This is a genomic window from Streptomyces sp. NPDC030838 (assembly GCF_055572035.1).
This window is the reverse complement of the sequence record NZ_JBVIED010000014.1, coordinates 151,053-176,782: the sequence shown is the minus strand read 5'-3', so window position 1 is coordinate 176,782 and position 25,730 is coordinate 151,053. Positions and strand designations below refer to the sequence as shown.

The window sequence follows — 25,730 nt, the reverse complement described above, 5'->3', positions numbered from 1 at the left end:
GTACCACCATGACGCTCGTCAAGGAAGCGCCCGCGCGCCCGGCCGGGAAGCGGGCCCCCGCGCCCGCCGCCGGGCGGCGCGGGCGGCGCCGCGAGAACCTCGCCGGCTATCTCTTCATGTCGCCGTGGATCGCCGGTTTCCTGCTGCTCACGGCGGGGCCGATGATCGCGTCGCTGTACTACGCGTTCACCAGGTACAACCTGTTCACGCCGCCCGAGTGGGTGGGGTTCGACAACTTCACGACGATGTTCCAGGACCCGCGCTGGCAGAAGTCGGTGGAGGTCACGCTCAAGTACGTCGTCGTGGCCACTCCGCTGAAGCTGCTGCTCGCGCTCGGCGTCGCGCTGCTGCTCGCGCAGAAGCGGCGCGGACAGGGCCTGTACCGGGCCGCGTTCTACATGCCCTCGCTCATCGGTGCCAGCGTCTCCGTGGGCTTCGTGTGGCGGGCGCTGTTCTCGGACGACGCGATCGTGGACCGTACGCAGAAGATCTTCGGTCTCGACGTGGGGGGCTGGATCGGCAACCCGGACTACGTCATCTACGCCCTGGTGGCCCTGAGCATCTGGCAGTTCGGCGCGCCGATGGTCATCTTCCTGGCCGGCCTCAAGCAGGTTCCGCAGGAGCTGTACGAGGCCGCCGAGGTGGACGGGGCCGGTCCGCTGCGGCGGTTCTGGAACATCACGCTGCCGATGATCTCCCCGGTGCTGTTCTTCAACGTGCTGCTGGAGTCCATCCACGCGTTCCAGGTGTTCGGCTCCGCCTACGTCGTCTCCGACACCCGGTGCGGGCCCGCCGACGCCACGCTCGTCTACACCTGTTACCTCTACCAGAAGGGCTTCAAGGAGGCCCAGATGGGCTTCGCCTCCGCGATGGCCTGGACGCTGGTGGTCGCGGTGGCGCTCGTCACGGCGGTCCTGTTCTGGTCGCAGAAGAAGTGGGTGCACTACGAGGAGGCCGCCAAGTGACCAGCGCCACCACCCCTGTCGTCCGCACCGCCAACGAGCGGAAGCGCACCGGATCGATCGCCTGGCACGTGGGCGCACTCGTCATCCTCGCCGTCGTCCTCTACCCCGTGATCTGGGTGGTCGGTGCCTCGTTCAAGCCGAGCAAGGACATCATCGCCAGCCTGGAACTGCTGCCCACCGAGCCGGTCTGGGCGAACTTCTCCGGGCTCGCCGACGGTATCTCCGGCATCTCCATCAGCAGCTTCTTCTGGAACTCGCTGATGTACGCGGTGCTCGCCGTGGTCGGTGTCGTGCTGTCCAGCTCGCTGACCGCGTACGCCTTCGCCAAGATCCGGTTCGCCGGGCGGAACCTGCTGTTCACGCTGATGATCGGCACGCTGCTGCTGCCGTACCACGTGCTGCTCATCCCGCAGTACGTGCTCTTCCGCAACCTCGAGCTCACCGACACCCTGGTGCCGCTCGTCGCGGGCAAGTTCCTGGCCACGGAGGCGTTCTTCGTCTTCCTGATGGTGCAGTTCATGCGCGGGCTGCCGCGCGAGCTGGACGAGGCCGCCAAGCTCGACGGCTGCGGGCACTTCCGGACCTACTGGTCCATCGTGCTGCCGCTGAGCCGCCCCGCCATCATCACCAGCGCCATCTTCACGTTCATCAACGCCTGGAACGACTTCATGGGGCCGTTGATCTACCTCAACACCCCCGAGAAGTACACCGTCTCGCTCGGCCTGATGATGTTCCGCGACCAGGAGGGCATCTCCAACTACGGCAGCATGATCGCCATGTCGCTGGTGGCGCTGGTGCCGGTCATCGCCTTCTTCATGGCCTTCCAGCGCTACCTCATCGACGGTATGGCGACGTCCGGACTGAAGGGCTGAGGCGGTCACCATGGCCCAGGCACGCGTGAAGGCCCGCTCCCCGCGCAGGGCGTCCGTCTTCGGTGGCGAGCGGTTCGCCGTCTTCGCCGAGTCCCTGCTCACCGGCGTGTGGATCGCCGTGGCCTGCCTCGGGGTCGTCACCTACCCCGCGGCCTTCGCCGCCGGCGCACGGCATCTGCGGCGCCGCACCGCCCACCAGGGCGGTGGCTGGCGGGAGTTCGTCGCGGACTTCCGGTCGGCCGTGCGCGGGGGATGGGCCGTCGGGGTCGCCGGATGGGGGGCGGCCGCCGCGGTCTGGGTCGACGTCCAGGCCGCGCGGGCCGGGATTCCCGGCGGGCCGTTCGTCGGGGCCGTCGGCATCTTCGCGCTGATCGGACTCACCGTGGCCCTGCTGCGGGCGGCGGCCGTCTGGACGCCCGGCGCCTCCTGGCGGGAGCTGCTCGCGGCCGCCGGCCGCCGCACCGTGCTCGACCCCGCCGGGTCCTTTCTGATCGTCGGCGGGCTGGGCGTCGTAGCCCTGTCCGCGTCGTTCATCGCCCCGCTGGCGGTTCCCGTCCTGGGGGCCGTCGCGGCGGCGGCCGTCGCCGTGGAGGAGCGGTACCGGCACCGCTGACCCGCGGTGCGCTCACGTCCTCGGTTCAAGGTCGGCGCCCCGAGCGCCGCACCCCTCTCTGTCATGCCCTTGGCAATCCCGCACCGTACGGAAAGGAAAGGCCATGTCTCCGATCCCCCGCAGGTCCCTCCTCAAGGCGGCCGCCGTCGCCGGCGCCGCCGCCCAGTTCAGCTGGGCGCTGGGGGCGCAGGACGCCGCGGCCGCGCCCAGAGCCGAGACCGCCGAGGCGGAACCGGTGGTCCTGGACTGGCTGGAGGACGGCGGCCTCGGCGCCGCGCCCGGCTCCACCCTCGGCGTGCCCTGGCCCAAGGGCGTGTACCAGGAGGACCAGACCTTCGCCCTCACCGACGCGAGCGGCACCGCCGTCCCCGTGCAGTCCTGGCCGATCGCCTACTGGCCGGACGGCTCCCTGAAGTGGACCGCGCACGCCGTCAGCTCCGGCACCGGCAAGCTCACGCTGACCGCGGGCGAGCCCGCCGCCCCGGAGAAGAAGGTCACCGTCGACCAGGGCGGCGGCACCATCGACATCTCCACCGGCGTCATCACCGCGAAGATCGGCAAGTCCGGCTCCACCCTGGTCAAGTCGGTCACCCGCGGCTCCACCGAGATCGCCAAGAACGGCCGCCTCGTGCTGCTGCGCCAGCCGGAGATCGAGGACGAGGACCAGGGCACGGTCAAGTACGAGCGGTTCGACAGCGCCATCTCCGAGGTGAAGGTAGAGCAGGAGGGCCCGGTCCGCGCGGTCGTCCGCATCGACGGCAAGCACCGCAAGGGCGACCGCGGCTGGCTGCCGTTCTCCATCCGCCTCTACTTCTACGCGGGCGCCGACTCCTTCCGCATGGTGCACACCATCACCTACGACGGCACCCAGGAGCCCGGCAAGGCCAGCGGCGACTTCATCCGCGGCATCGGCGTCCGCTTCACCGTCCCCATGCGCGACCAGTCGTACGACCGCCACATCCGCATCGGCGGCGAGGGCACCGGCATGCTCCGCGAGGCCGTCAAGGGCATCACCGGACTGCGCCGCGACCCCGGCCAAGCGGTGCAGGTGGCGCAGTACGAGGGCAAGAAGCTGCCCGACCCGTCGACCTGGGACCAGCGGGTCACCACCCGCCTCCAGTACATCCCCGAGTGGGGCGACTACACCCTCTCCCAGCTCTCCGCCGACGGCTTCAGCGTGCGCAAGCGCACCAAGAAGGGCCACGGCTGGATCGCCGCGGGCGGCGGCCGGCGCGCCTCCGGCTTCGGCTACGTCGGCGGCGTCAGCGGCGGCCTCTCCTTCGGTCTGCGCGACTTCTGGGAGAAGTTCCCCGCCCAGCTCGACATCCGCGACGCCCACACCGACGAGGCCCAGGTCACCCTCTGGCTCTGGTCGCCCGAGGCGCAGCCCATGGACCTGCGCTTCTACCACGACGGCATGGGCCAGGACACCTACCCCGAGCAGCTCGAAGGCCTCAACATCACCTACGAGGACTACGAGCCCGAGTTCGGCACCCCCTACGGCATCGCCCGGACCAGCGAACTGCTCTTCTGGGCCAACGAGTCCACCCCGAGCGCCGACAAACTCGCCGAGCAGATCGAGGCCGTCCGCGTCCTGCCCCAGCTCGCCGCCCCGCCCAAGCAGCTCATCAAGGCGGGCGTCTTCGGCAAGGGCCTCTACGCCGAGCCCGACCGCTCCACCCCGGCCAAGGCCAGGATCGAGGACCACCTCGACTTCCTCTTCACCTATTACAAGGACCAGGTGGAGATGCGCCGGTGGTACGGCTTCTGGGACTACGGCGACATCATGCACACCTACGACACGGTCCGGCACCAGTGGCGCTACGACGTCGGCGGCTACGCCTGGGACAACTCCGAGCTGTCGCCCGACCTGTGGCTCTGGTACGCGTATCTGCGCTCCGGCCGCGCCGACATCTTCCGCTTCGCCGAGGCCATGACCCGGCACACCGGCGAGGTCGACGTCTACCACCTCGGCAAGTGGGCCGGCCTCGGCACCCGGCACGGCGTCCAGCACTACGCCGACAGCGCCAAGCAGCAGCGCATCGCCAACACCACCTACCGCCGCTACTACTACTTCCTCACGGCGGACGAGCGGGTCGGCGACCTCATGCACGCCAACGTCGACTCCGACGAGACCTTCCTCGTCCTCGACCCGATCCGCAAGATCCGCACCGAGCCGTACACCCCCGACCGGCACGCCCTGTCGATCGGTTTCGGCACCGACTGGAGCGGTCTGGTCTCCGCCTGGCTCACCGAGTGGGAGCGCAAGGGCCCCAAGTGGGAGAAGGCCAAGGCGCGCGTGTTGTCCACGATGGAGACCATCGCCGCCCAGCCCAACGGCTTCGTCCAGGGCACCGGCCTGTACGACCTCGACACCGGCCGGTTCGCCATCGCCGACAAGCCCGTCGTCGGTGTCTCGCACCTGTCGGCCGTCTTCGGCCTCAACGAGCTGTGCGCCGAACTCATCGACCTCGTCGACATGCCCAAGTTCAACGAGGCCTACTTCGACTACTGCCGCTACTTCAACGCCACCAAGGCCGAACAGGCCGCCCGCTACGGCTCCAACTTCGGCAGCCTGATCCTCTTCCAGGGCCACTCCCGCCTCGACGCCTACGCGGCCGTCAAGACGGGCGACGAGAAGCTCGCCCAGCGGGCCTGGCAGAAGTTCTACAACTCCGACGGCTACAAGGAGTCCGCGCCCTGGAAGACCGAGAAGGTCAGCGGCCCGATGGCGCTGGTCGCGGGCAGCGAGGCCACCTGGGTGTCCACCAACGACACCGCGCTGTACGGCCTCGCCGCCATCGAGAACCTGGCGCTGCTCGGCCACAAGATGCCGTAGCGCTCCGCTGGGTTTGCCGGGGGACTGCGGGCCGTCCTTCGCCTGCGGGCCGTGTGTGGCTGGTCGCGCAGTTCCCCGCGCCCCCAAGGGGCGTCAACGCAGCCCTTGCAAAATCTCCCGCACCCGCCGCACATCCCGCAGCCGCCGCTCGTACGTCGCCCCGACGGCGAGCAGCAGCAGGCCGGCAAGCGCGGGAGGCGCCCAGCGGGGGAGCGCCCCCGCCACCTGCACGAGATACGGGGCCAGCTCGTGCAGGGCCACCAGGGCGAGCACCGAGCCGCCCAGCACCAGCGGCGCCTGGAGGTGATGGCGGGCGCCGGCCAGGGTGACCAGCAGCGCCCCCGTGCCCAGCAGCAGGGGGCGCTGCCAGTGCGCGTCACCCCAGGCCGCGAGAAGACTCGGCAGCAGACCGGCCCCGAGGCCCGGGCCGTACGCCGTCCAGGACGACGCCTGCGGATCACGGCGCCGGCGCAGCACGCCCACGAGCAGCGCGGGGACGGCCACCGGCAGCGCGTACGCCTCCGGGACGGTCACCTCCCAGGCGGCCAGCCGCACCCACGCGGCCAGCACGAACAGCGCGGCGGCCACATGCCCGACCGGGCGGCGGTCCGGCCGTACGGCCATTCCCGCGGCGATCACTCCGGCGAGGGCGAGCACCAGCGCCAGCATCGGCGCGTCCAGCAGCGCCAGACCCACCGCGACCAGGGCCGCGACCGCACCGGAGACCTCGACGGTCACCCGGGTCGCACCCTCGGTGCGCGGCGCCCACAGCACCGCCGCCACCGGCACCAGCAGCACCGGCAGCGCGGTGTGCGACAGCGGCCAGTCCAGCGCGGCGCCCGTCGCGCAGGCCAGGGCGGTGGCGTACCCCGCCGTGGCCGCCGCGGGCACCGGCCGGCGGGCGGCGAGCGCGCATCCGGCCGTGAGCAGGGCGAACACCGTCAGGGTGGCCGGTTCGGCGGCCAGCGCGAGCAGGGCGAGGACGAGCGACGTGAGCAGCGCGAGGACGGTCGGCACGAGCCGCTTCAGGAGCAGCAGGCCCGCCGTCGTCAGGCCCAGCACCGCCAGCGTGACGACGTAGGGCAGACGCAGCACCGCAGGCAGGACCAGCGCCGCGGCCCACACCAGGACCGACGCCGTGTCGAGGGCGTGCGGCCGCCGGGCGGCGTCCCGGACCGCCCAGGCCAGGACCGCGGCCACCGACACCAGCACCAGCGGCACCGTCGCGCTGTCCGCAGGCCACGGCAGGTCCGCCGTCACCGCCTCGCGTGCGTCGGCCGGAGCCCCGGACCAGACGCGCGGCACCCAGCCGGCCGGCCCGAGCAGCGTGACGGCGATCACCGGCAGCGCAGCCGACACGGCCAGCGCCTGCACGGCACCCGAGGCCCAGCCGAGCCCCCGGCGCACCACCTCCGGGACACGGTCCAAGCGCAGCAGGGCCAACAGGGCTACACCGAACGCCAGATGGACCGGCACCGCCCACGCGCCGGGCAGCACGGAGCGCGGAACCCCTCCCAGCGCGGCGACCGCGAGCAGCCCCGCCGCGACCGCGTTGCCCAGGGCCACCCCCGCCCGCGGTGCCCGCGCCCCGGCCAGCGCGACCGCGGTGGCCAGGAGCAGCAGCCCCGACGCACGGGCGGCGGCGCCCGGACCGGCCGCCGTCCACGACAGCCAACCGGCCGCGAACACGCCCCAGCCGCCCAGGCCGTACGCGCCCGCGGCGGCCACGATCCGCAGCGGCACGGCGGTCGCCCGCAGCGCGACCGCCGTGTCCGCCGCCGCCGTCACCAGCAGGGCCGCCGCGATCCCGGACGCGTCCGCACCGGCCGCCACCGCCCACAGCAGCAGCGGGAGTTGGGCGGCACACAGGGCGGCGGGCACGGGGAGCACGAGCGGCTGACCGGTCATCCGGGGAAGCAGCAGACCGTACGCCGCCCAGAGCGCCGCGAGCACCGCCGTGGCGCCCGCCGCGTACCCCGTCGCGTCCGTCCCGGTGAGCGCTGCCGCGTACAGCGCGTACGCGTCCAGCACCGTCAGCGCCAGGCCCAGGCCCGCCACCGACTCGGCCGTCGAGCGCAGCCCGCGCTTCAGCAGCGGCACCGGCACCGCCAGCGCCGCCGCCGTGACCGCGCCCAGCACCACGGCCCGCCCAGTGATGCCCAGGTGACCCCAGCTGACCAGCGTGAACGCCGCCGCCGCGAGGGTGAGCAGCACCCCGCCCAGCAGGAGCAGCACGTTCTGGACCCGGGGCGCGGCGGCCTCCGGGCGGGGCGGGGCGGCGGCCGGCAGCGGCCGCACCGGCTGGAGCTGGGTCAGCAGCCAGCCGCGACGCGCCAGCAACTGGGCGCGCCGGGCGTCCAGTCGGTACAGCTCGGCGTCGACGAGCCGCAACTCCTCGGCGGGGGACGGAATGTGCGTCATGGCTCGGAGTGTGGCGCCGGTCACGCCGTAGGGGCATGAGTGCGCGTACTCAGAACGTACTCAGTTCCGCACCTCGGGGCTCCGGGCAGGACAGACTCGGCCCATGGACTGGACCCACTACCGCTTCCGCAGCCTGTGGCGGCTGCCCGTCGCGCCCGCCACCGTGTACGCCGCCCTCGAGCGGGTCGAGGACTATCCGCGCTGGTGGCCGCAGGTGCGCGAGGTGACCCGGCTCGACGACCGCACCGGCGTCATCCGGGCCCGCTCACTGCTGCCGTACGACCTGACCTTCACCACCCGCGAGGTGCGCCGCGACCCCGCGGCCGGGGTGCTGGAGGCGGCCCTGTCCGGAGATCTCGACGGCTGGTCGCGGTGGACGGTCGCCGCGCACGGCGCCGGCAGCCTCGTGCGCTACGACCAGGAGGTCGACGTCCACAAGCCGCTGCTGCGGCGGCTCGCGGTGCCGGGGCGGCCGTTCTTCCGCGCCAACCACCGGCTGATGATGCGCGCCGGGCGGCGCGGACTGGCCGCCCATCTGGAAGCGGTTTGAACGAAGGCCGCCGGGACCTGTATTGTTCAGTGCGTTCCCGGGCGATTAGCTCAGTGGGAGAGCGCTTCGTTCACACCGAAGAGGTCACTGGTTCGAACCCAGTATCGCCCACCGGGAAAGGCCGGTCCGCCAGCGCGGACCGGCCTTCTTCATGCCGCTGCCGCCGGCAGGTCCGGGCGCAGTGGCCACGCCGGGTCCACCGCCTCCTCCGTGCCGCTGCGCGCGAACCACGCCTGGAGGCCGCGCGCCTGCGCCGCGTGCCACACCGCCTGGAGGGTGTGCAGCTCGGCGGGGGAGAGGCGTTCCAGCCGGGACGCGAAACGCCGGCCGATCGCCCGGACCACCTCCAGAGCCGCCAGCGCGTCCGCCGCCGCGTCATGCGCGCCGTCCAGGACCACGCCGTACTGCGCGCACAGATCGGTCAGCGTGCGACGGCCCTTGCGATAGCGGTCCAGATGCTTGTCGAGCACCCGCGGGTCGAGGACCAGCAGCGGCGTCGACTCGAACCAGTGCGCCAGCGACGACGCCCGGTGCCGGCGCAGCTCACGGTCGAGAAGCGTCAGATCGAACGGCGCGTTCATGACCACCAGCGGACGCCCGCGGCCAGCCTGCTCGGCCAGCCCCACGGCTATCTCCTGCATCACCGGCGCCGGCCAGCGGCCGTTGCGCGCCAGGTGATCCTCCGTCAGCCCGTGCACCGCCGTCGCCTCGGCGGGCACCGGCACCCCGGGGTTCACCAGCCAGCGGTTCACCCGCGGCCGGGTGCCCGGGGCGTCCTGGACGACGAGAGCGGCCGACACGATCCGGTCGGTCTCGACGTCCACGCCCGTTGTCTCCGTGTCGAATGCCGCCAGGGGGCCCTCGTACCAGCACCTCATACCTACACAACTCCTCGTTCACCCACGGCAGCTGACGCCCCGTCTCCTGCCGGTTTGGTGATACCCGGGCTGTTTGCGCCGTACGCCGGGAGGAGACAACAGGAGTACGGGTCGGCGCAGTTCAGAGGCCCGGCACGGGGACATCACTTTGCTTGGAAGGCTGTTGGCCATGGCGATAGCGCAGCCCGAGCGGGGCGGGCTGCTGCCCGACCGCGCGGGCCCCCTTCGCGGTTCCCTCGCCACCACCGCCTGCATGGAGACCCTGCAGGTGGGTTATCTGCACGCCGTCGCCGCGGCCGCGGGCTGCTCGCTCTCGCAGCCCTTCCCCGACAACGGCATCGACTGGCACGTCAGCCACAGCGCACCGGGACACACCGTCGACGACGAGGTCACGATCAAGGTGCAGCTCAAGGCGACCTACCAGGTCGCGCCGAACCCTCCCGGCCGCTCCTTCTCCTTCACCCTCGACAACGGCCACCTGGCGAAGCTCGCCCGCACCCCGGTCTCGGTGCACAAGATCCTCGTCGTGATGCTCGTGCCCAGGTCCCAGGACGACTGGCTGCGCGCCAGCCACGACCGCCTCGACCTGAGGCACTGCTGCTACTGGATCAACCTCGCCGGACACCCCGTCACGGGCCGGAACCGGACCACCGTGAGGATCCCGACCGCACGCATCTTCGACGACCGGGCGCTGTGCGAGATCATGACGCGGGTCGGGACCGGAGGCAGACCATGACCCACCGCCCGCTCGACGAGCCCCTGCGGCCGGTCCGGCCGCACCCCGAGATCCGCTGGGACGAGCCGCCCGAGCCCGGCCGGGTCGACCCCGCCGTGCTCGGCGCCCTGCTGCACCGGCACGGCTGGCAGCGCCGCGGCGGCGCCCCCGGACGCTACGGCCGCTGGACCCCGCCCGGCCCCGGCACCGGCGGCACCAGCCTGCTCGTCCCCGAGAGCCGCGCCTTCCCCGACAGCGACGACCTGCTCGGCGAGGCGCTCACCGCCCTCGCCCGCAGCGCCAGCCCCTCCGCGCGCGAGGTGCTGCTCGGGCTCACCGTGCCCAGCGACGAGATCCGCTGGTGGCGGGACGTGCCCGGCGGACCGGCCGGCGCCGACCCGTGGACCGTCGAGGAGCAGCTGCGCGGCGCCGCCCGCCAGACGCTGCTCGCCGCAGCGCTGGCCACGCGCGCGCGTGCGGGCTATTACGGCGCGCGGCACCGCCGCGCCGCCGCCTCCCTGCTGGACAGCGTCCTGGTCGGCTCCGCGGCCGGCGGGCGCCGCCTCACCGCCTTCGTGCCCGTGGCCACCGCACGCCCCCTCGCCGTACGCCTGCACCAGGCCCTGTACGCCGCCCGCGAGGCCATCGACTACCAGCGGGCCACCGGCGGCATGGACGCCTTCGACGGTGCCCTCGAAGCGGGCGTCAGCCGGGAGCTCACCGAGGCGCTGATCGCCCTCGTCCGGGGCACCGAGGGCGCCCGGATCGCCGTCGCGTGGGCGCCCGCCGCCGGGGCCCCCGAAGGCGCGGTGGCCTCGGCGGAGGCCGTCGAGTTCTCGCCCGGCGACCTGCCCGTGCTGCGCGAGGCCGGGGCCCGCTACCGGAGCGCCGAACCCTCCGTGCCGGTGCGGATCACCGGGGCCGTCGTCCGGCTGCGCCGGTCCGGGCCGCGCGGCGCGGGCACCGTACGGCTGCGGGTGCTCGCCGGGGCCGAGGTGCCGCACGTCCGGCTCACCCTGGACGAGGAGGACTACCGCATCGCCGGACAGGCCCACCTGGTCGGGGTGCCGGTGCGGGTGCACGGGCGGCTGGAGAGCCGGGGCGGCTTCCGGCGGCTGACCGGCGCCTCCGGCGTCGTGCCGGTGCAGGTCGACGAGGCGGAGCGGGACCGGCTGATGAAGTCGCTCCAGGAGAACCTGGACTTCTTCGAGGAGGCGTGCAGCGGGGACTGATTTCGCCTGGGAGGTCGATGGCTCGGTACGATCCTGTACTGCGCGCGCTCTCGGTATGGCGCCGCATCCATCTTCAGTCAGGAGAGACCGGTGTCAGACGTCCGTGTGATCATCCAACGCGATTCCGAGCGGGAAGAGCGCGTGGTGACGACGGGCACTACGGCCGCCGACCTCTTCGCCGGCGAGCGCTCGATCATCGCCGCGCGCGTGGGCGGCGAGCTCAGGGACCTTTCGTACGTGCTCTCCGACGGCGACGAGGTCGAGGGCGTCGAGATCTCCTCCGAGGACGGCCTCAACATCCTGCGGCACTCCACCGCGCACGTCATGGCGCAGGCCGTGCAGGAGCTCTTCCCCGAGGCGAAGCTGGGCATCGGCCCGCCCGTCAAGGACGGCTTCTACTACGACTTCGACGTCGAGAAGCCGTTCACGCCCGAGGATCTCAAGGCCATCGAGAAGAAGATGCAGGAGATCCAGAAGCGCGGGCAGAAGTTCGCCCGCCGCGTGGTGACCGACGAGGCCGCCCGCGAGGAGCTGGCGAACGAGCCGTACAAGCTGGAGCTGATCGGCCTCAAGGGCGCCGCCTCCAGCGACGACGGCGCGGACGTCGAGGTCGGCGCCGGCGAGCTGACGATCTACGACAACCTGGACGCCAAGACCGGCGAGCTGTGCTGGAAGGACCTCTGCCGCGGTCCCCACCTGCCCTCGACCCGACTGATCCCCGCGTTCAAGCTGATGCGCAACGCGGCCGCCTACTGGCGCGGCAGCGAGAAGAACCCGATGCTCCAGCGCATCTACGGCACCGCGTGGCCGTCCAAGGACGAGCTGAAGCAGTACCTGGACTTCCTCGCCGAGGCCGAGAAGCGCGACCACCGCAAGCTCGGCAACGAGCTGGACCTGTTCTCCATCCCGGAGCAGATCGGCTCCGGCCTCGCCGTCTTCCACCCCAAGGGCGGCATCGTCCGCCGCGTGATGGAGGACTACTCGCGGCGCCGCCACGAGGAAGAGGGCTACGAGTTCGTCTACACCCCGCACGCGACGAAGGGGAAGCTCTTCGAGACGTCGGGCCACCTGGACTGGTACGCCGAGGGCATGTACCCGCCCATGCAGCTCGACGAGGGCGTGGACTACTACCTCAAGCCCATGAACTGCCCGATGCACAACCTGATCTTCGACGCGCGCGGCCGGTCGTACCGTGAACTGCCGCTGCGTTTCTTCGAGTTCGGGACCGTGTACCGGTACGAGAAGTCCGGCGTCGTGCACGGCCTGACCCGCGCCCGCGGCTTCACCCAGGACGACGCGCACATCTACTGCACGCGCGAGCAGATGTCGGAGGAGCTCGACAAGACGCTCACCTTCGTCCTCGGCCTGCTGCGCGACTACGGCCTGACCGACTTCTACCTGGAGCTGTCCACCAAGGACCCGGAGAAGTACGTCGGGTCGGACGAGGCCTGGGAGGAGGCCACCGAGACCCTCCGCCAGGTCGCCGAGAAGCAGGGCCTGCCGCTGGTCCCGGACCCGGGCGGCGCCGCCTTCTACGGCCCGAAGATCTCCGTCCAGGCCAAGGACGCCATCGGCCGGACCTGGCAGATGTCGACCATCCAGCTCGACTTCAACCTGCCGGAGCGGTTCGACCTGGAGTACACCGCCGCGGACGGCTCCAAGCAGCGGCCGGTCATGATCCACCGGGCGCTGTTCGGCTCCATCGAGCGGTTCTTCGCGGTGCTCCTGGAGCACTACGCGGGCGCGTTCCCGGCGTGGCTGGCGCCGGTGCAGGCGATCGGTATCCCGATCGGTGACGCGCACGTCGAGTACCTGGAGAAGTTCGCCGCGGCGGCGAAGAAGAAGGGACTGCGCGTCGAGGTCGACTCCTCGTCCGACCGGATGCAGAAGAAGATCCGCAACGCCCAGAAGCAGAAGGTGCCCTTCATGGTCATCGCGGGCGACGAGGACATGTCCAACGGCTCGGTGTCCTTCCGCTACCGCGACGGCTCCCAGGAGAACGGCATCCCGTTCGACGAGGCCATCGCGAAGATCGTCAAGGTCGTGGAGGAGCGGACGCAGGTCTGAGCAGGACCGTCCGCAGGCCCCCGGTGCAGTTCGTCTCGCCGGGGGCCTTGCCATACCCCCTGCGGCGACGCCATATGCTGCACGCATGACGAGTGAGCCGGAGCAGCAGATCGGAGTGGGGACGCAGGACGCGTTCCAGCGCCTGTGGACGCCCCACCGGATGGCCTACATCCAGGGCGAGAACAAGCCGACCGGTCCGGGGGCCGACGACGGCTGCCCCTTCTGCTCGATCCCGGCCAAGTCCGACGAGGACGGGCTGATCGTCCGGCGCGGGGAGCAGGTGTACGCGGTGCTGAACCTGTACCCGTACAACGGCGGTCATCTGATGACCGTGCCGTACCGCCATGTCGCCGACTACACGGATCTGACGGACGCCGAGACGGCCGAGCTGGCGGAGCTGACCAAGCAGGCGATGACGGCGCTGCGCACCGCCTCCGGCGCGCACGGCTTCAACATCGGCATGAACCAGGGCTCGGTGGCCGGCGCGGGGATCGCCGCGCATCTGCACCAGCACATCGTGCCCCGCTGGGGCGGCGACACGAACTTCATGCCGGTGGTCGGCCACACGAAGGTGCTGCCGCAGCTGCTGGCGGACACCCGGAAGATGCTGGCGGAGGCCTGGCCGGCGGCGTGATGTGCCGGCCGGCGGCGACACCGATCAGCCCGTCCGGCGATTGAGGACGCGGCCGTTCAGGCCGCAGCGGGGTTCTGGGGGCGCAGCCCTCAGGGGCGGCCACCCGGACCCACCACGCGGCTGAACCGCCGGAGGCCTACGCGTCGTACACGTCCGCCTTGCGCGGTGACGGGTCCTGCACCGCCGTGCTGAGGAAGGCGGAGCGGGAGCCGAACTTCTCCGTGTCGACGCCGTTCTCCTCGAGGACCTTGATCGCCGCGGCGTGCACCACGCGGAGCACCGGTGTCGCGGCGCGCAGGGCGTCGTCGGCCATGAAGCGGTGGCGCCAGGGCTGGTCGGCCCAGGCGTGCCGCAGGCCGAACGGCTCGGGCAGGGCGATCGAGCCGCCGAGCCAGTTCAGCAGCGGGGGATACCAGGTGATCGGCGCGCGGACGGCGAGCCGGACCACCTCGTCGCTGTTGACCAGCGGCAGCTTCACCGTGCGCGACTCCCACGGCTTGAGCGACTTGGTGACCGACTTGGTCGGCGCCTCCGACTTGCTGGTGAACAGGCCGTTCACGGGGCCCAGGGCGTGGCCGGTGACCTCGATGCGCAGGGTGGCGTGCAGCACCGTGACGGTGATCAGCATGGTGAGCACCAGCTGGCCGTCCCACAGCGTCCACTGCACGCCGAGGTAGTGCCGGTCGCCGGCGCCGAACTGCTGCTTGTTGCAGATGTCCTGTATGGCGTGCGGCTTGACCTGGTAGGCCTCGACGTCGGTGCCCTCCGGCCGGGAGACCGCCTTGGCGTTCTCGCCGACCGGGGTGACGATCCAGTGCCGTATCGACGGGGCCGGGAAGCCGCCGGTGTTCAGCGGGCCGCGCTCCAGCATGCGCAGCTGGTCGTGGATCGACCGTATGACGTCCCAGCTGCGGAACGGGTGGATCTCGCGATCGGGGTGGGCCGGGACCAGCTCCTCGGCGAGCTGCCAGGAGCCCCAGCGGGTGCCCATGCCGAGGATGCCCTTGGGGCCGGCGTAGAACACCGAGTTCGACTGCTGTTCGGCGCTGAGCTTCGCCAGGGACTGGCGCAGCTGCTCGGCGGCGGTCTCGCCGGGGCTGCTGGGCACGGCCTCCGGGACCTTGGCGCCGACGCTGCTGCCCGACAGGAGGCTGTCCCAGCGCTCCCGCAGGTCCTTCGCGGTGCGCTCGCAGACCTGCTTGGCCCAGAACCAGCCGACGACCGGGGCGACGATCGCCGCGCGGGCGTACCACCCCCAGAAGCCGGTGAACGGCATCCGGATCAGGAAGATCACGGCGAGCGCGCCGACGGCGACGAGCAGGGCGGTGGCCGCCGCGGAGACGCGCTTGTTGTCGCCCTTGGCCATGGTGGAGCGCAGCTGGAAGACCAGCAGCCACACCAGGAGGCCGGGGAGGAAGACCAGGCCGCACAGCGCCATGATCGCGGTGAGTTTGTTGTCGCGCTCGCGGCGGATGCGGTTGGCGGCCAGGCAGTGCTCGACGACCACCTGGGGCTGGGTGCCGAACGACTGGATGAGCGGCTTGCGGCCGCTGCCCAGCATGCGGTCGACCACCGCGCGGGAGAACGCCTCGCCCAGGTTCGGCTTGAACAGGGCCAGCTTGCCGGCGTTGACGGTCGACTGGTGCCAGTCGTTGTCGGCCTTCTTGATGTCCTCCACGGGGTTGTCCCGGTAGGCCGCCGAGGCCAGCGCGAAGGTCGCCGTCTGGCCCTCGTCGCCCGTGCGCGGCACCTGCGGTCCGAAGATGTCCGCGTAACCGCTCTCAACGGTCATTCCCGCCCCCACTCGCCGCCGGTGTCGTCCTGCGGCCTTCCCGACTTCCTTGCTTCGCACACCTGTTGATCAGGTCATCAGCGTATCCGCAGGCACTGACATTCGTCGGCGGACGGCCGAAGCCGTCCGCCGATCCGGCAGGGGAGCGTCCTCACGGGTCACTTGGGCGCTCCGGTGTCCCAACTAGGAGGCGGCCCGCTCCTGTTCGCGTACGCGTTCGGCGACCTGCGGGGGCATCGGTTCGTGCCGGGCGTACCGGCGGTCGAAGCGCGCCGTGCCGTGCGACAGGGAGCGCAGATCGACGGCGTACCGTCCGATCTCGATCTCGGGTACCTCGGCGCGCACCAGCGTGCGCCCCCCGGGTGTCTGCTCGGTGCCGAGCAGCCGGCCGCGTCGCCCCGACAGGTCGCTCATCACGGCGCCGACGTACTCGTCGCCGACCAGGACGCTCACCTCGGCCACCGGCTCCAGCAGATGGATCTTCGCGTCGGCGGCGGCCTCCCGCAGCGCGAGCGCGCCGGCCGTCTGGAAGGCGGCGTCGGAGGAGTCCACGGAGTGCGCCTTGCCGTCGAGCAGGGTGACCCGGACGTCGATGAGCGGGTAGCCGGCGGCGACGCCCTTGGCGGCCTGGGCCCGTACGCCCTTCTCCACGGACGGGATGAACTGGCGCGGCACGGCGCCGCCGACCACCTTGTCGACGAACTCGATGCCGGAGCCGCCGGGCAGCGGCTCGACCTCGATCTCGCAGATGGCGTACTGCCCATGTCCGCCGGACTGCTTCACATGCCGTCCGCGTCCGGCCGACTTCGCCGCGAACGTCTCCCGGAGGGAGACCTTGTGCGGTACGACGTCGACCTGGACGCCGTAGCGGCTGCGCAGCCGCTCCAGCGCGACGTCCGCGTGGGCCTCGCCCAGGCACCACAGCACCACCTGGTGGGTGTCCTGGTTCTGCTCGAGGCGCATCGTCGGATCCTCGGCGACCAGCCGGGCCAGACCCTGGGAGAGTTTGTCCTCGTCGGCCTTGCTGTGCGCCTGGATGGCGAGCGGCAGCAGCGGGTCGGGCATCTGCCAGGGCTCCATCAGGAGCGGGTCGTCCTTGGCGGAGAGGGTGTCGCCAGTCTCCGCGCGGCCGAGTTTCGCCACGCAGACCAGGTCGCCCGCGACGGCGTGCGTCACCGGTCGCTGCTGTTTGCCGAACGGCACGGACAGCGCGCCGACGCGCTCGTCGACGTCGTGGTCCTCGTGGCCGCGGTCGGCGAGGCCGTGCCCGGAGACGTGGACGGTCTGGTCGGGGCGCAGGGTGCCGGAGAAGATCCGCACCAGGGAGATCCGGCCGACGTACGGGTCGGAGGAGGTCTTGACGACCTCGGCGACCAGCGGACCGTCGACGTCGCAGGGTTTCAGCTCGCGCGGCCTGCCGTCGATCGTGGTGACCGTGGGGGTGGGGTGCTCGAACGGGGTCGGGAACCCGCGGGTGATCAGCTCCAGCAGCTCCACCGTGCCGATGCCCTGGCGGGCGCCCTCGGCGGCCGGTGCCGCGGCCAGGACGGGGAAGAAGGTGCCCCGGGCCACGGCCCGCTCCAGGTCCTCCACGAGCGTCTTGAGGTCGATCTGCTCGCCGCCCAGGTAGCGGTCCATGAGGGTCTCGTCCTCGCTCTCGGCGATGATCCCCTCGATCAGCCGGTTGCGGGCCTCCTCGATCAGCGGCAGCTGGTCCTCGCCCGGCTCGGATTCCTTGCGCTCCCCGCTGGAGTAGTCGAACAGCTGCTGCGAGAGCAGTCCGATCAGGCCGGTCACGGGCGCGTGCCCGTCCGGGGCCTGCGGGCCGTGCAGCGGCAGGTACAGCGGCAGCACGGCGTCGGGGTCGTCGCCGCCGAAGGCCTCGGCGCAGATCCGCGTCATCTCCTCGAAGTCCGCGCGGGCGGCCTCCAGGTGCGTGATGACGATCGCGCGGGGCATGCCGACGGCCGCGCACTCGTCCCACACCATGCGGGTCGAGCCGTCCACGCCGTCGGAGGCGGAGACGACGAAGAGGGCCGCGTCCGCCGCGCGCAGACCGGCCCGCAGCTCCCCGACGAAGTCGGCGTATCCCGGAGTGTCGAGGAGATTGATCTTGATCCCGTCCCATTCGACGGGCACCAGCGAGAGCTGCACCGAGCGCTGCTGGCGGTGCTCGATCTCGTCGTAGTCGGAGACGGTGCCGCCGTCCTCCACGCGGCCCGCCCGGTTCACCGCTCCCGCGGTCAGCGCGAGAGCCTCCACCAGAGTCGTCTTGCCCGAACCGGAGTGGCCGACCAGCACCACATTCCGTACGGACGCGGGGTGGTCGGCCGCCGTAGCCCTGCCGGCGGCTCCAGGGTGTGCGTTCGCCTTGTCGCCCATGATCCTGCCTCCCGTGCACGGTGAGGTCACTGTGGGCGCGGACACGCGGGGGCCGCGTGCGAGCGGCTCCGGCGACGCCCGCGATCCTTCGAGCTTTCCACTCCCGTCACGGTGCGTCCATACGAAGGACCGGAACCCGTCGCCGGCCGGCGGTTGCGAGCCGTTCGCCGGATGGCACCGACCGGTGCGGGTGCCCGCCCGTCACCCACGCGCACGCGTGGCTACGATGGGCCAGCCGGCGGCCAGCAGGGGCCGCCCGGCGACACCGACCCTCGGGAAGGCCATGCTGAACAAGTACGCGCGTGCATTCTTCACGCGTGTCCTCACACCGTTCGCCGCGTTTCTCATCCGCCGGGGCGTGAGCCCCGACACGGTCACGCTGATCGGCACCGCCGGTGTGATCGCGGGCGCGCTGGTCTTCTACCCCAGGGGCGAGTTCTTCTGGGGCACGGTCGTCATCACGCTGTTCGTCTTCTCCGACCTGGTCGACGGCAACATGGCCCGCCAGCTGGGCCGCTCCAGCCGCTGGGGCGCCTTCCTGGACTCCACCCTGGACCGGGTCGCCGACGGCGCGATCTTCGGCGGGTTCGCCCTGTGGTACGCGGGCGGCGGCGACGACAACGTTCTGTGCGCGGTGTCGATCTTCTGCCTGGCCAGCGGCCAGGTGGTGTCGTACACCAAGGCGCGCGGCGAGTCGATCGGTCTGCCGGTCGCCGTCAACGGGCTCGTCGAACGCGCCGAGCGGCTGGTGATCTCCCTGGTCGCGGCCGGACTGGCCGGTCTGCACGCGTTCGGCGTGCCGGGCATCGACGTCCTGCTGCCGGTCGCGCTGTGGATCGTCGCCGTGGGCAGCCTGGTCACGCTGGTGCAGCGGGTCGTCACGGTCCGCAGGGAGTCCGCGGAGGCGGAGGCGGCGGCCGCCGAGGAGCAGGAGAATGCTCCCAGGGGGAGCGAGGCGGCGAAATGAGCGTCCAGGAGCGCCTGACGGACGCGCTGTACGGGCTCGGCTGGAGCACCGTGAAGAAGCTCCCCGAGCCGGTCGCGGTGCGGCTCGGGCGGACCATCGCCGACATCGCCTGGAAGCAGCGCGGTAAGGGCGTGCGGCGGCTGGAGAGCAACTACGCGCGCGTGGTGCCCGACGCCACCCCGGAGCGGCTGGCGGAGCTGTCCCGCGCGGGCATGCGCTCGTACCTGCGCTACTGGATGGAGTCCTTCCGGCTCCCGGCGTGGAGCGCCGAGCGCGTCAGGACCGGCTTCGACCCCAAGGACCTGCACTACCTCACCGACGGTCTCGCCGCCGGCAAGGGCGTCATCCTCGCCCTGCCGCACCTGGCCAACTGGGACCTGGCGGGCGCCTGGGTCACCACCAAGCTCAACACACCCTTCACGACGGTCGCGGAGCGCCTGAAGCCGGAGACGCTGTACGACCGCTTCGTCGCCTACCGCGAGGGCCTCGGCATGGAGGTGCTGCCGCACAACGGCGGCTCCGCCTTCGGCACGCTCGCCCGGCGGCTGCGCGACGGCGGGCTGGTCTGCCTGGTCGCCGACCGCGACCTGTCCGCGTCCGGCGTCGAGGTCACGTTCTTCGGCGACACCGCGCGGATGCCCGCCGGCCCCGCGCTGCTGGCCCAGCAGACCGGCGCACTCCTGCTCCCGGTGACGCTGTGGTACGACGACTCGCCCGTCATGCGGGGGCGGTTGCATCCCCCGATCGAGGTACCGGAGTCAGGCACCCGGGCCGAGAAGACGTCTGTCATGACACAGGCGCTCGCAGACGCCTTCGCCCAGGGAATCGCCGACCACCCGGAGGACTGGCACATGCTCCAGCGCTTGTGGCTCTCTGACCTCGACCCCGCGAAGGGGCCGTCGTGAGGATCGGCATCGTCTGCCCCTACTCGTGGGACGTGCCGGGCGGCGTCCAGTTCCACATCCGCGACCTCGCCGAGTACTTCATCCGCCTCGGCCACGAGGTGTCCGTCCTCGCCCCCGCCGACGACGACACCCCGCTGCCGCCGTACGTAGTCTCGGCCGGCCGCGCGGTCCCGGTGCCGTACAACGGCTCGGTGGCCCGCCTGAACTTCGGCTTCCTCTCGGCCGCCCGCGTACGCCGCTGGCTGCACGACGGCGCGTTCGACGTCATCCACATCCACGAGCCGGCGTCCCCGTCGCTGGGCCTGCTGACCTGCTGGGCGGCGCAGGGCCCGATCGTGGCCACGTTCCACACGTCCAACCCGCGCTCGCGCGCGATGATCGCCGCGTACTCGATCCTCCAGGCGGCGCTGGAGAAGATCAGCGCGCGGATCGCGGTGAGCGAGTACGCCCGCCGCACCCTGGTGGAACACCTCGGCGGCGACGCGGTGGTCATCCCCAACGGCGTCGACGTGGACTTCTTCGCCAAGGCCGAGCCGAACCCGGCCTGGCAGGGCGACACGATCGGCTTCATAGGGCGCATCGACGAGCCCCGCAAGGGCCTGCCGGTGCTGATGCGGGCGCTGCCCCGCATCCTCGCCGAACGCCCGCAGACCCGGCTGCTGGTCGCCGGACGAGGCGACGAGGAGGAGGCGGTCGCGTCCCTGCCGGCCGAGCTGCGCTCACGCGTGGAGTTCCTCGGCATGGTCAGCGACGAGGACAAGGCGCGATTCCTGCGCAGCGTCGACCTGTACGTCGCCCCCAACACCGGCGGCGAGAGCTTCGGCATCATCCTCGTCGAGGCGATGTCGGCCGGCGCTCCGGTGCTGGCCTCCGACCTCGACGCCTTCGCCCAGGTCCTCGACCGGGGCGCGGCGGGCGAGCTGTTCGCCAACGAGGACGCGGACGCGCTCGCGGAGGCGGCGCTGCGGCTGCTGGGCGACCCGCTGCGCCGCGCCGAGCTGAGCGCCCGCGGCAGCGCCCACGTCCGCCGCTTCGACTGGTCGACCGTCGGCGCGGACATCCTGTCGGTGTACGAGACGGTCACGGCCGGCGCGGCGGCGGTGGCGGCGGACGAGGGGGCCGGCGGGGGCGGGCTGCGGGCGCGGTTCGGTCTGGCGCGGGACTGAGAGCCGGAGCCCCGTTGCGGCGGGTGAGTAGAAGAAGCCCGTCCGGCGCTTGAGGACGAGGCCGTTCAGGGCGAAGCGGGGGTCTGGGGGCGGCAGCCGCCAGGACTCCGGCCACCTGAGGCACCCGGCGGAAGCGGCGCAGCGCCCCGGTAGCCTTGCCGCCCGTGACCGAAACCCTCATCTGGATCCTCGTCGCCCTCGTCGCGATCGGCCTCTACCTGAGCTGGACGGCCGGCCGGCTGGACCGGCTGCACGCCCGGATCGACGCCGCCCGTGCCGCGCTCGACGCCCAGCTGCTGCGCAGGGCTTCGGTGGCACAGGAACTGGCCACGTCCGGGGTGCTCGACCCGGCCGCCTCGATCGTGCTGTACGAGGCCGCGCACGCCGCGCGGCAGGCCGAGGAGGAGCAGCGGGAGGTTGCCGAGAGCGAGCTGAGCCAGGCGCTGCGCGCCGTCTTCGCGGACCCGCAGCAGGTCGAGGCGGTACGGGAGGCCCCCGGCGGCGAGGAGGCGGCCCGCGAGCTCACGGAGGCCGTGCGCAGGGTGCCGATGGCACGGCGGTTCCACAACGACGCGGTGGGCGCCGCGCGCAGGCTCCGCGAGCACCGCAAGGTCCGCTGGTTCCGCCTGGCCGGCCACGCCCCCTTCCCGATGGCCTTCGAGATGGACGACGAGCCGCCCGCCGCCCTGGTGGACCGCGCGGCCTGAGCGGGCCACCTCGGCCACCTCGGAGCCGCCCACCGCACCCCGCATCCACCCCCCTGCCAGGGCCCTCGGCCGGAAAACGAGCCACCGCCTTCCCATTGGCCCTTGCTGTGGCCTGGGCCCCTCGCGTTTCCTCGGTGAGGCAGAAACCCTCTTTCCATCGAGTGAGGTCAAACCCGTGTCCACCCTCCCCAACTCCGCCCAGGCCCCCGAGACCGGCACCGCGCGCGTCAAGCGCGGCATGGCCGAGCAGCTCAAGGGCGGCGTGATCATGGACGTCGTCACGCCGGAGCAGGCGAAGATCGCCGAGGACGCGGGCGCCGTCGCCGTCATGGCGCTGGAGCGCGTCCCGGCCGACATCCGCAAGGACGGCGGCGTGGCCCGCATGTCCGACCCGGACATGATCGAGGGCATCATCAACGCCGTCTCGATCCCGGTCATGGCCAAGTCGCGTATCGGCCACTTCGTCGAGGCCCAGGTGCTGCAGTCCCTCGGTGTGGACTACATCGACGAGTCCGAGGTGCTGACCCCGGCCGACGAGGTCAACCACTCCGACAAGTGGGCGTTCACCACCCCCTTCGTCTGTGGCGCCACCAACCTGGGCGAGGCCCTGCGCCGCATCGCCGAGGGCGCCGCGATGATCCGCTCCAAGGGCGAGGCCGGCACCGGCAACGTGGTCGAGGCCGTCCGCCACCTGCGTCAGATCAAGAACGAGATCGCCAGGCTCCGCGGCTACGACAACCACGAGCTGTACGCCGCCGCCAAGGAGCTGCGTGCCCCGTACGAGCTGGTCAAGGAGGTCGCCGAGCTGGGCAAGCTCCCGGTGGTGCTGTTCTCCGCCGGTGGTGTGGCCACCCCGGCCGACGCCGCGCTGATGCGCCAGCTCGGCGCCGAGGGCGTCTTCGTCGGCTCCGGCATCTTCAAGTCCGGCGACCCGGCCAAGCGCGCCGCCGCCATCGTGAAGGCCACCACCTTCTACGACGACCCGAAGATCATCGCCGATGCCTCCCGCAACCTGGGCGAGGCCATGGTCGGCATCAACTGCGACACCCTGCCCGAGGCCGAGCGCTACGCCAACCGCGGCTGGTAATCACCCGAGCCGGTCCTCACCCCGAGCTGGTCATCACCCTGAGCTGGTAATCACCTGATGAGCAACGAAGCCCCTGTCATAGGCGTCCTGGCCCTCCAGGGCGACGTACGGGAGCACCTGATCGCCCTGGCCGCGGCCGACGCCGTGGCCAGGCCGGTCCGGCGCCCCGAGGAACTCGCCGAGGTCGACGGCCTCGTCATCCCCGGCGGCGAGTCCACCACCATCTCCAAGCTGGCCATCCTCTTCGGCGTGATGGAGCCCCTCCGCGCGCGTGTGCGGGACGGCATGCCGGTCTACGGCACCTGCGCCGGCATGATCATGCTCGCCGACAAGATCCTCGACCCGCGCTCGGGCCAGGAGACGATCGGCGGCATCGACATGATCGTCCGCCGCAACGCCTTCGGCCGCCAGAACGAGTCCTTCGAGGCCACCGTCGACGTCAAGGGCATCGAGGGCGATCCTGTGGAGGGCGTCTTCATCCGCGCCCCCTGGGTCGAGTCCGTCGGCGCCCAGGCCGAGGTGCTGGCCGAGCACGACGGCCACATCGTCGCGGTCCGCCAGGGCAACGCGCTCGCCACGTCGTTCCACCCGGAACTGACCGGCGACCACCGCGTGCACTCCCTGTTCGTCGACATGGTGCGCGCCCACCGGACACCGGAGTAACACCGGAGTCCTTGTAGGATCTCAGGCGTTCGTTACAGAGATTGGTTACGCGAAGGAGACAGGCAGATGTCCGGCCACTCTAAATGGGCCACGACGAAGCACAAGAAGGCCGTGATCGATGCCAAGCGCGGCAAGCTCTTCGCGAAGCTGATCAAGAACATCGAGGTCGCGGCCCGGATGGGCGGCGCCGACCCGGACGGCAACCCGACGCTGTACGACGCCATCCAGAAGGCGAAGAAGAGCTCGGTACCGAACAAGAACATCGACTCCGCCGTCAAGCGCGGTGCCGGCCTGGAGGCCGGTGGCGCCGACTACGAGACGATCATGTACGAGGGCTACGGCCCGAACGGCGTCGCGGTGCTCATCGAGTGTCTGACCGACAACCGCAACCGCGCCGCCTCCGAGGTCCGCGTCGCCATGACCCGCAACGGCGGCTCCATGGCCGACCCGGGCTCGGTGTCGTACCTGTTCAACCGCAAGGGCGTCATCATCGTCCCCAAGGGCGAGCTGACCGAGGACGAGGTCCTCATGGCCGTCCTGGACGCCGGCGCCGAGGAGGTCAACGACCTCGGCGAGAACTTCGAGGTCATCAGCGAGCCGACCGACCTGGTCGCGGTCCGCACCGCCCTCCAGGACGCCGGCATCGACTACGAGTCCGCCGAGGCGAACTTCGTGCCCTCCGTCCAGGTCGAGCTGGACGAGGAGGGCGCCAAGAAGATCTTCAAGCTGATCGACGCACTGGAGGACAGCGACGACGTCCAGAACGTCTTCGCGAACTTCGACGTCAGCGACGAGATCATGGAGAACGTCGGCGCCTGACGCCGCACGCGAGCAGCCGAACGGGCCGACGGGACACACCCGTCGGCCCGTCGCTTTGCACGGCGTTGTCAGTGGCACCCGATAGCCTGCACAAACAGGCGATCGAAGGAGGGGCGGGTGCGCGTACTGGGGGTGGACCCGGGACTGACCCGGTGCGGTGTCGGAGTGGTCGAGGGCGTGCCCGGCAGACCGCTCACCATGCTCGGCGTCGGTGTCGTGCGCACACCGGTCGACGCCGAGCTGGGGGACCGCCTCGTCGCCGTGGAGCAGGGCATCGAACAGTGGCTCGACGAGCACCGGCCCGAGTATGTGGCCGTGGAGCGCGTCTTCAGCCAGCACAACGTCCGCACGGTGATGGGCACCGCCCAGGCCAGCGCGGTCGCCATGCTGTGCGCCGCCCGCCGCGGCATCCCGGTCGCCCTGCACACCCCCAGCGAGGTCAAGGCCGCCGTCACCGGATCCGGCCGCGCGGACAAGGCCCAGGTCGGCGCCATGGTCACCCGCCTGCTGCGGCTGGCCGCGCCCCCCAAGCCCGCCGACGCGGCCGACGCCCTGGCCCTCGCCATCTGCCACATCTGGCGCGCCCCCGCCCAGAACCGGCTCCAGCAGGCCGTCGCCCAGAACCGCCTCCAGCAGGCGGTCGCCCAGCACGCAGCACACGCAACGAAAGGCCGTACGACATGATCGCCTTCGTCAGCGGCACGGTCGCCGCCCTCGCCCCGGACGCCGCGGTGGTCGAGGTCGGCGGTGTCGGCATGGCCGTCCAGTGCACGCCGAACACGCTGTCCACGCTCCGCGTGGGCCGGCCGGCCAAGCTCGCCACCTCCCTGGTCGTGCGGGAGGACTCCCTCACGCTGTACGGCTTCGCGGACGACGACGAGCGCCAGGTCTTCGAACTGCTCCAGACCGCGAGCGGCGTCGGCCCCCGCCTCGCCCAGGCCATGCTCGCCGTGCACACCCCCGACGCCCTGCGCCGCGCGGTCTCCACCGGTGACGAGAAGGCGCTCACCGCCGTCCCCGGCATCGGCAAGAAGGGCGCCCAGAAGCTGCTGCTGGAGCTGAAGGACCGCCTCGGCGAACCCCTCGGCGCGCCCGCCGTCGGCGCCCCGGTCAGCTCCGGCTGGCGCGACCAGCTGCACGCCGCCCTGATCGGCCTTGGCTACGCCACCCGCGAGGCCGACGAGGCCGTCGCCGCCGTGGCCCCGCAGGCCGAGGCGGCCGAGGGCACCCCACAGGTCGGCCAGTTGCTGAAGGCCGCGCTCCAGACCCTGAACAGAGCCCGCTGACACCCCCGCCGCCCGCGGACAGGCCCCTCCGGCCCCGATTCGGCCGGAAACCACCCCCGCGGGCGGCGCCCTGATCCGCGTACGACCATCCGACCGCGACCCCCGAGGCACACTCCATGCTGTGTCTTCCCGGGGGACAACCCCCGGACCCCCGGCCGATCGACGCTCCC

The 25,730-nt window shown here is 71.7% G+C and carries 22 protein-coding genes and 1 tRNA gene; 19 read left to right on the top strand and 4 right to left on the bottom strand.

Features of this window, described 5'->3' with window-relative positions; genetic code table 11:
• Positions 1 to 8 precede the first annotated feature (8 nt).
• The 4 genes from ACZ42A_RS30415 to ACZ42A_RS30400 all read left to right on the top strand — a co-directional run bounded on the left by ACZ42A_RS30415 (position 9) and on the right by ACZ42A_RS30400 (position 5,289).
• Positions 9 to 965 carry a carbohydrate ABC transporter permease gene (locus tag ACZ42A_RS30415; RefSeq protein ID WP_468530496.1) on the top strand — a complete coding sequence of 319 codons (957 nt, stop codon included), beginning with the start codon at positions 9 to 11 and terminating at the stop codon, positions 963 to 965.
• A complete protein-coding gene (locus ACZ42A_RS30410) occupies positions 962 to 1,837 on the top strand; it encodes a carbohydrate ABC transporter permease (RefSeq protein ID WP_468530495.1) in 876 nt (291 codons plus the stop codon). Before ACZ42A_RS30415 ends, ACZ42A_RS30410 begins: the two co-directional genes overlap by 4 nt.
• A 10-nt stretch (positions 1,838 to 1,847) precedes the next feature.
• The gene (locus tag ACZ42A_RS30405) at positions 1,848 to 2,450 is read left to right on the top strand and encodes a hypothetical protein (protein WP_468530494.1); all 603 of its coding nucleotides are present in this window, start codon (positions 1,848 to 1,850) and stop codon (positions 2,448 to 2,450) included.
• 103 nt (positions 2,451 to 2,553) lie between these two features.
• Positions 2,554 to 5,289: an exo-rhamnogalacturonan lyase family protein gene (locus ACZ42A_RS30400; RefSeq protein ID WP_468530493.1), complete on the top strand. Its 2,736-nt coding sequence runs from the start codon at positions 2,554 to 2,556 to the stop codon at positions 5,287 to 5,289.
• A 93-nt stretch (positions 5,290 to 5,382) separates the two neighbouring features.
• Here ACZ42A_RS30400 and ACZ42A_RS30395 read toward each other — a convergent pair whose 3' ends face one another.
• Entirely contained in the window at positions 5,383 to 7,710 is a 2,328-nt protein-coding gene (locus ACZ42A_RS30395) for an SCO7613 C-terminal domain-containing membrane protein (protein WP_468530492.1), read from the bottom strand.
• Positions 7,711 to 7,813: 103 nt separating this feature from the next.
• Here ACZ42A_RS30395 and ACZ42A_RS30390 point away from each other — a divergent pair, with 103 nt between their 5' ends.
• Together ACZ42A_RS30390 and ACZ42A_RS30385 are read left to right on the top strand one after the other, a co-directional pair.
• Positions 7,814 to 8,260 (top strand): SRPBCC family protein, encoded by a 447-nt coding sequence (locus ACZ42A_RS30390; RefSeq protein WP_468530491.1) that lies wholly within the window; start codon positions 7,814 to 7,816, stop codon positions 8,258 to 8,260.
• Between the two features lie 39 nt (positions 8,261 to 8,299).
• A tRNA-Val gene (locus ACZ42A_RS30385) sits at positions 8,300 to 8,371 on the top strand.
• A 38-nt stretch (positions 8,372 to 8,409) separates the two neighbouring features.
• Here ACZ42A_RS30385 and ACZ42A_RS30380 read toward each other — a convergent pair.
• Positions 8,410 to 9,138 (bottom strand): exonuclease domain-containing protein, encoded by a 729-nt coding sequence (locus ACZ42A_RS30380; RefSeq protein ID WP_468530490.1) that lies wholly within the window; start codon positions 9,136 to 9,138, stop codon positions 8,410 to 8,412.
• 169 nt (positions 9,139 to 9,307) lie between these two features.
• Here ACZ42A_RS30380 and ACZ42A_RS30375 point away from each other — a divergent pair, with 169 nt between their 5' ends.
• The 4 genes from ACZ42A_RS30375 to ACZ42A_RS30360 all read left to right on the top strand — a co-directional run bounded on the left by ACZ42A_RS30375 (position 9,308) and on the right by ACZ42A_RS30360 (position 13,786).
• On the top strand, positions 9,308 to 9,874 hold the full coding sequence (locus ACZ42A_RS30375; protein ID WP_468530489.1) for a DUF4365 domain-containing protein: 567 nt from the start codon (positions 9,308 to 9,310) through the stop codon (positions 9,872 to 9,874).
• On the top strand, positions 9,871 to 11,085 hold the full coding sequence (locus tag ACZ42A_RS30370; protein WP_468530488.1) for a hypothetical protein: 1,215 nt from the start codon (positions 9,871 to 9,873) through the stop codon (positions 11,083 to 11,085). Before ACZ42A_RS30375 ends, ACZ42A_RS30370 begins: the two co-directional genes overlap by 4 nt.
• A gap of 90 nt (positions 11,086 to 11,175) precedes the next feature.
• A complete protein-coding gene (thrS, locus tag ACZ42A_RS30365; RefSeq protein WP_468530487.1) occupies positions 11,176 to 13,152 on the top strand; it encodes a threonine--tRNA ligase in 1,977 nt (658 codons plus the stop codon).
• An 85-nt stretch (positions 13,153 to 13,237) separates the two neighbouring features.
• On the top strand, positions 13,238 to 13,786 hold the full coding sequence (locus tag ACZ42A_RS30360) for an HIT family protein (RefSeq protein WP_468530486.1): 549 nt from the start codon (positions 13,238 to 13,240) through the stop codon (positions 13,784 to 13,786).
• A 136-nt stretch (positions 13,787 to 13,922) separates the two neighbouring features.
• Here the strand turns inward: ACZ42A_RS30360 and ACZ42A_RS30355 are convergent, their stop codons facing one another.
• Both ACZ42A_RS30355 and ACZ42A_RS30350 read right to left on the bottom strand, forming a co-directional pair.
• Complete coding sequence (locus tag ACZ42A_RS30355; protein WP_468530485.1) at positions 13,923 to 15,578, bottom strand: hypothetical protein; 1,656 nt, start codon at positions 15,576 to 15,578, stop codon at positions 13,923 to 13,925.
• Between the two features lie 183 nt (positions 15,579 to 15,761).
• Positions 15,762 to 17,960, bottom strand: a complete 2,199-nt coding sequence (locus ACZ42A_RS30350; RefSeq protein ID WP_468530484.1) for an elongation factor G-like protein EF-G2 — start codon at positions 17,958 to 17,960, stop codon at positions 15,762 to 15,764.
• Between the two features lie 226 nt (positions 17,961 to 18,186).
• Here ACZ42A_RS30350 and pgsA point away from each other — a divergent pair, with 226 nt between their 5' ends.
• The 9 genes from pgsA to ruvA all read left to right on the top strand — a co-directional run bounded on the left by pgsA (position 18,187) and on the right by ruvA (position 25,560).
• Positions 18,187 to 18,927 (top strand): phosphatidylinositol phosphate synthase, encoded by a 741-nt coding sequence (gene pgsA / locus ACZ42A_RS30345; protein ID WP_468530606.1) that lies wholly within the window; start codon positions 18,187 to 18,189, stop codon positions 18,925 to 18,927.
• Positions 18,924 to 19,832 (top strand): phosphatidylinositol mannoside acyltransferase, encoded by a 909-nt coding sequence (locus ACZ42A_RS30340; RefSeq protein ID WP_468530483.1) that lies wholly within the window; start codon positions 18,924 to 18,926, stop codon positions 19,830 to 19,832. The genes pgsA and ACZ42A_RS30340 overlap by 4 nt, the downstream gene beginning before the upstream one ends.
• Positions 19,829 to 20,998, top strand: coding sequence for a glycosyltransferase family 4 protein (locus tag ACZ42A_RS30335; protein ID WP_468530482.1), 1,170 nt, complete (start codon positions 19,829 to 19,831; stop codon positions 20,996 to 20,998). Before ACZ42A_RS30340 ends, ACZ42A_RS30335 begins: the two co-directional genes overlap by 4 nt.
• A gap of 164 nt (positions 20,999 to 21,162) precedes the next feature.
• Entirely contained in the window at positions 21,163 to 21,705 is a 543-nt protein-coding gene (locus tag ACZ42A_RS30330) for a LemA family protein (RefSeq protein ID WP_468530481.1), read from the top strand.
• Positions 21,706 to 21,880: 175 nt separating this feature from the next.
• On the top strand, positions 21,881 to 22,792 hold the full coding sequence (gene pdxS / locus ACZ42A_RS30325) for a pyridoxal 5'-phosphate synthase lyase subunit PdxS (protein ID WP_468530480.1): 912 nt from the start codon (positions 21,881 to 21,883) through the stop codon (positions 22,790 to 22,792).
• Positions 22,793 to 22,849: 57 nt separating this feature from the next.
• On the top strand, positions 22,850 to 23,455 hold the full coding sequence (pdxT, locus tag ACZ42A_RS30320) for a pyridoxal 5'-phosphate synthase glutaminase subunit PdxT (protein ID WP_468530479.1): 606 nt from the start codon (positions 22,850 to 22,852) through the stop codon (positions 23,453 to 23,455).
• 66 nt (positions 23,456 to 23,521) lie between these two features.
• Entirely contained in the window at positions 23,522 to 24,274 is a 753-nt protein-coding gene (locus ACZ42A_RS30315; RefSeq protein WP_468530478.1) for a YebC/PmpR family DNA-binding transcriptional regulator, read from the top strand.
• Positions 24,275 to 24,391: 117 nt separating this feature from the next.
• Positions 24,392 to 24,958, top strand: coding sequence for a crossover junction endodeoxyribonuclease RuvC (ruvC, locus tag ACZ42A_RS30310; protein ID WP_468530477.1), 567 nt, complete (start codon positions 24,392 to 24,394; stop codon positions 24,956 to 24,958).
• The gene (ruvA, locus tag ACZ42A_RS30305; protein WP_468530476.1) at positions 24,955 to 25,560 is read left to right on the top strand and encodes a Holliday junction branch migration protein RuvA; all 606 of its coding nucleotides are present in this window, start codon (positions 24,955 to 24,957) and stop codon (positions 25,558 to 25,560) included. Before ruvC ends, ruvA begins: the two co-directional genes overlap by 4 nt.
• Positions 25,561 to 25,730 lie beyond the last annotated feature (170 nt).

Bases quoted from the DNA above. Each gene is read 5' to 3' on its own strand.
- ACZ42A_RS30400 (WP_468530493.1), top strand. From the start codon at position 2,554: ATGTCTCCGATCCCCCGCAGGTCCCTCCTCAAGGCGGCCGCCGTCGCC.
- ACZ42A_RS30370 (WP_468530488.1), top strand. From the start codon at position 9,871: ATGACCCACCGCCCGCTCGACGAGCCCCTGCGGCCGGTCCGGCCGCAC.
- ACZ42A_RS30405 (WP_468530494.1), top strand. From the start codon at position 1,848: ATGGCCCAGGCACGCGTGAAGGCCCGCTCCCCGCGCAGGGCGTCCGTC.
- ACZ42A_RS30395 (WP_468530492.1), bottom strand. From the start codon at position 7,710: ATGACGCACATTCCGTCCCCCGCCGAGGAGTTGCGGCTCGTCGACGCC.
- ACZ42A_RS30360 (WP_468530486.1), top strand. From the start codon at position 13,238: ATGACGAGTGAGCCGGAGCAGCAGATCGGAGTGGGGACGCAGGACGCG.
- pgsA (WP_468530606.1), top strand. From the start codon at position 18,187: ATGGGCCAGCCGGCGGCCAGCAGGGGCCGCCCGGCGACACCGACCCTC.
- ACZ42A_RS30415 (WP_468530496.1), top strand. From the start codon at position 9: ATGACGCTCGTCAAGGAAGCGCCCGCGCGCCCGGCCGGGAAGCGGGCC.
- ACZ42A_RS30380 (WP_468530490.1), bottom strand. From the start codon at position 9,138: ATGAGGTGCTGGTACGAGGGCCCCCTGGCGGCATTCGACACGGAGACA.
- ACZ42A_RS30350 (WP_468530484.1), bottom strand. From the start codon at position 17,960: ATGGGCGACAAGGCGAACGCACACCCTGGAGCCGCCGGCAGGGCTACG.
- ruvA (WP_468530476.1), top strand. From the start codon at position 24,955: ATGATCGCCTTCGTCAGCGGCACGGTCGCCGCCCTCGCCCCGGACGCC.
- ACZ42A_RS30340 (WP_468530483.1), top strand. From the start codon at position 18,924: ATGAGCGTCCAGGAGCGCCTGACGGACGCGCTGTACGGGCTCGGCTGG.
- ACZ42A_RS30375 (WP_468530489.1), top strand. From the start codon at position 9,308: ATGGCGATAGCGCAGCCCGAGCGGGGCGGGCTGCTGCCCGACCGCGCG.
- ACZ42A_RS30355 (WP_468530485.1), bottom strand. From the start codon at position 15,578: ATGACCGTTGAGAGCGGTTACGCGGACATCTTCGGACCGCAGGTGCCG.
- ACZ42A_RS30390 (WP_468530491.1), top strand. From the start codon at position 7,814: ATGGACTGGACCCACTACCGCTTCCGCAGCCTGTGGCGGCTGCCCGTC.
- pdxT (WP_468530479.1), top strand. From the start codon at position 22,850: ATGAGCAACGAAGCCCCTGTCATAGGCGTCCTGGCCCTCCAGGGCGAC.
- ACZ42A_RS30315 (WP_468530478.1), top strand. From the start codon at position 23,522: ATGTCCGGCCACTCTAAATGGGCCACGACGAAGCACAAGAAGGCCGTG.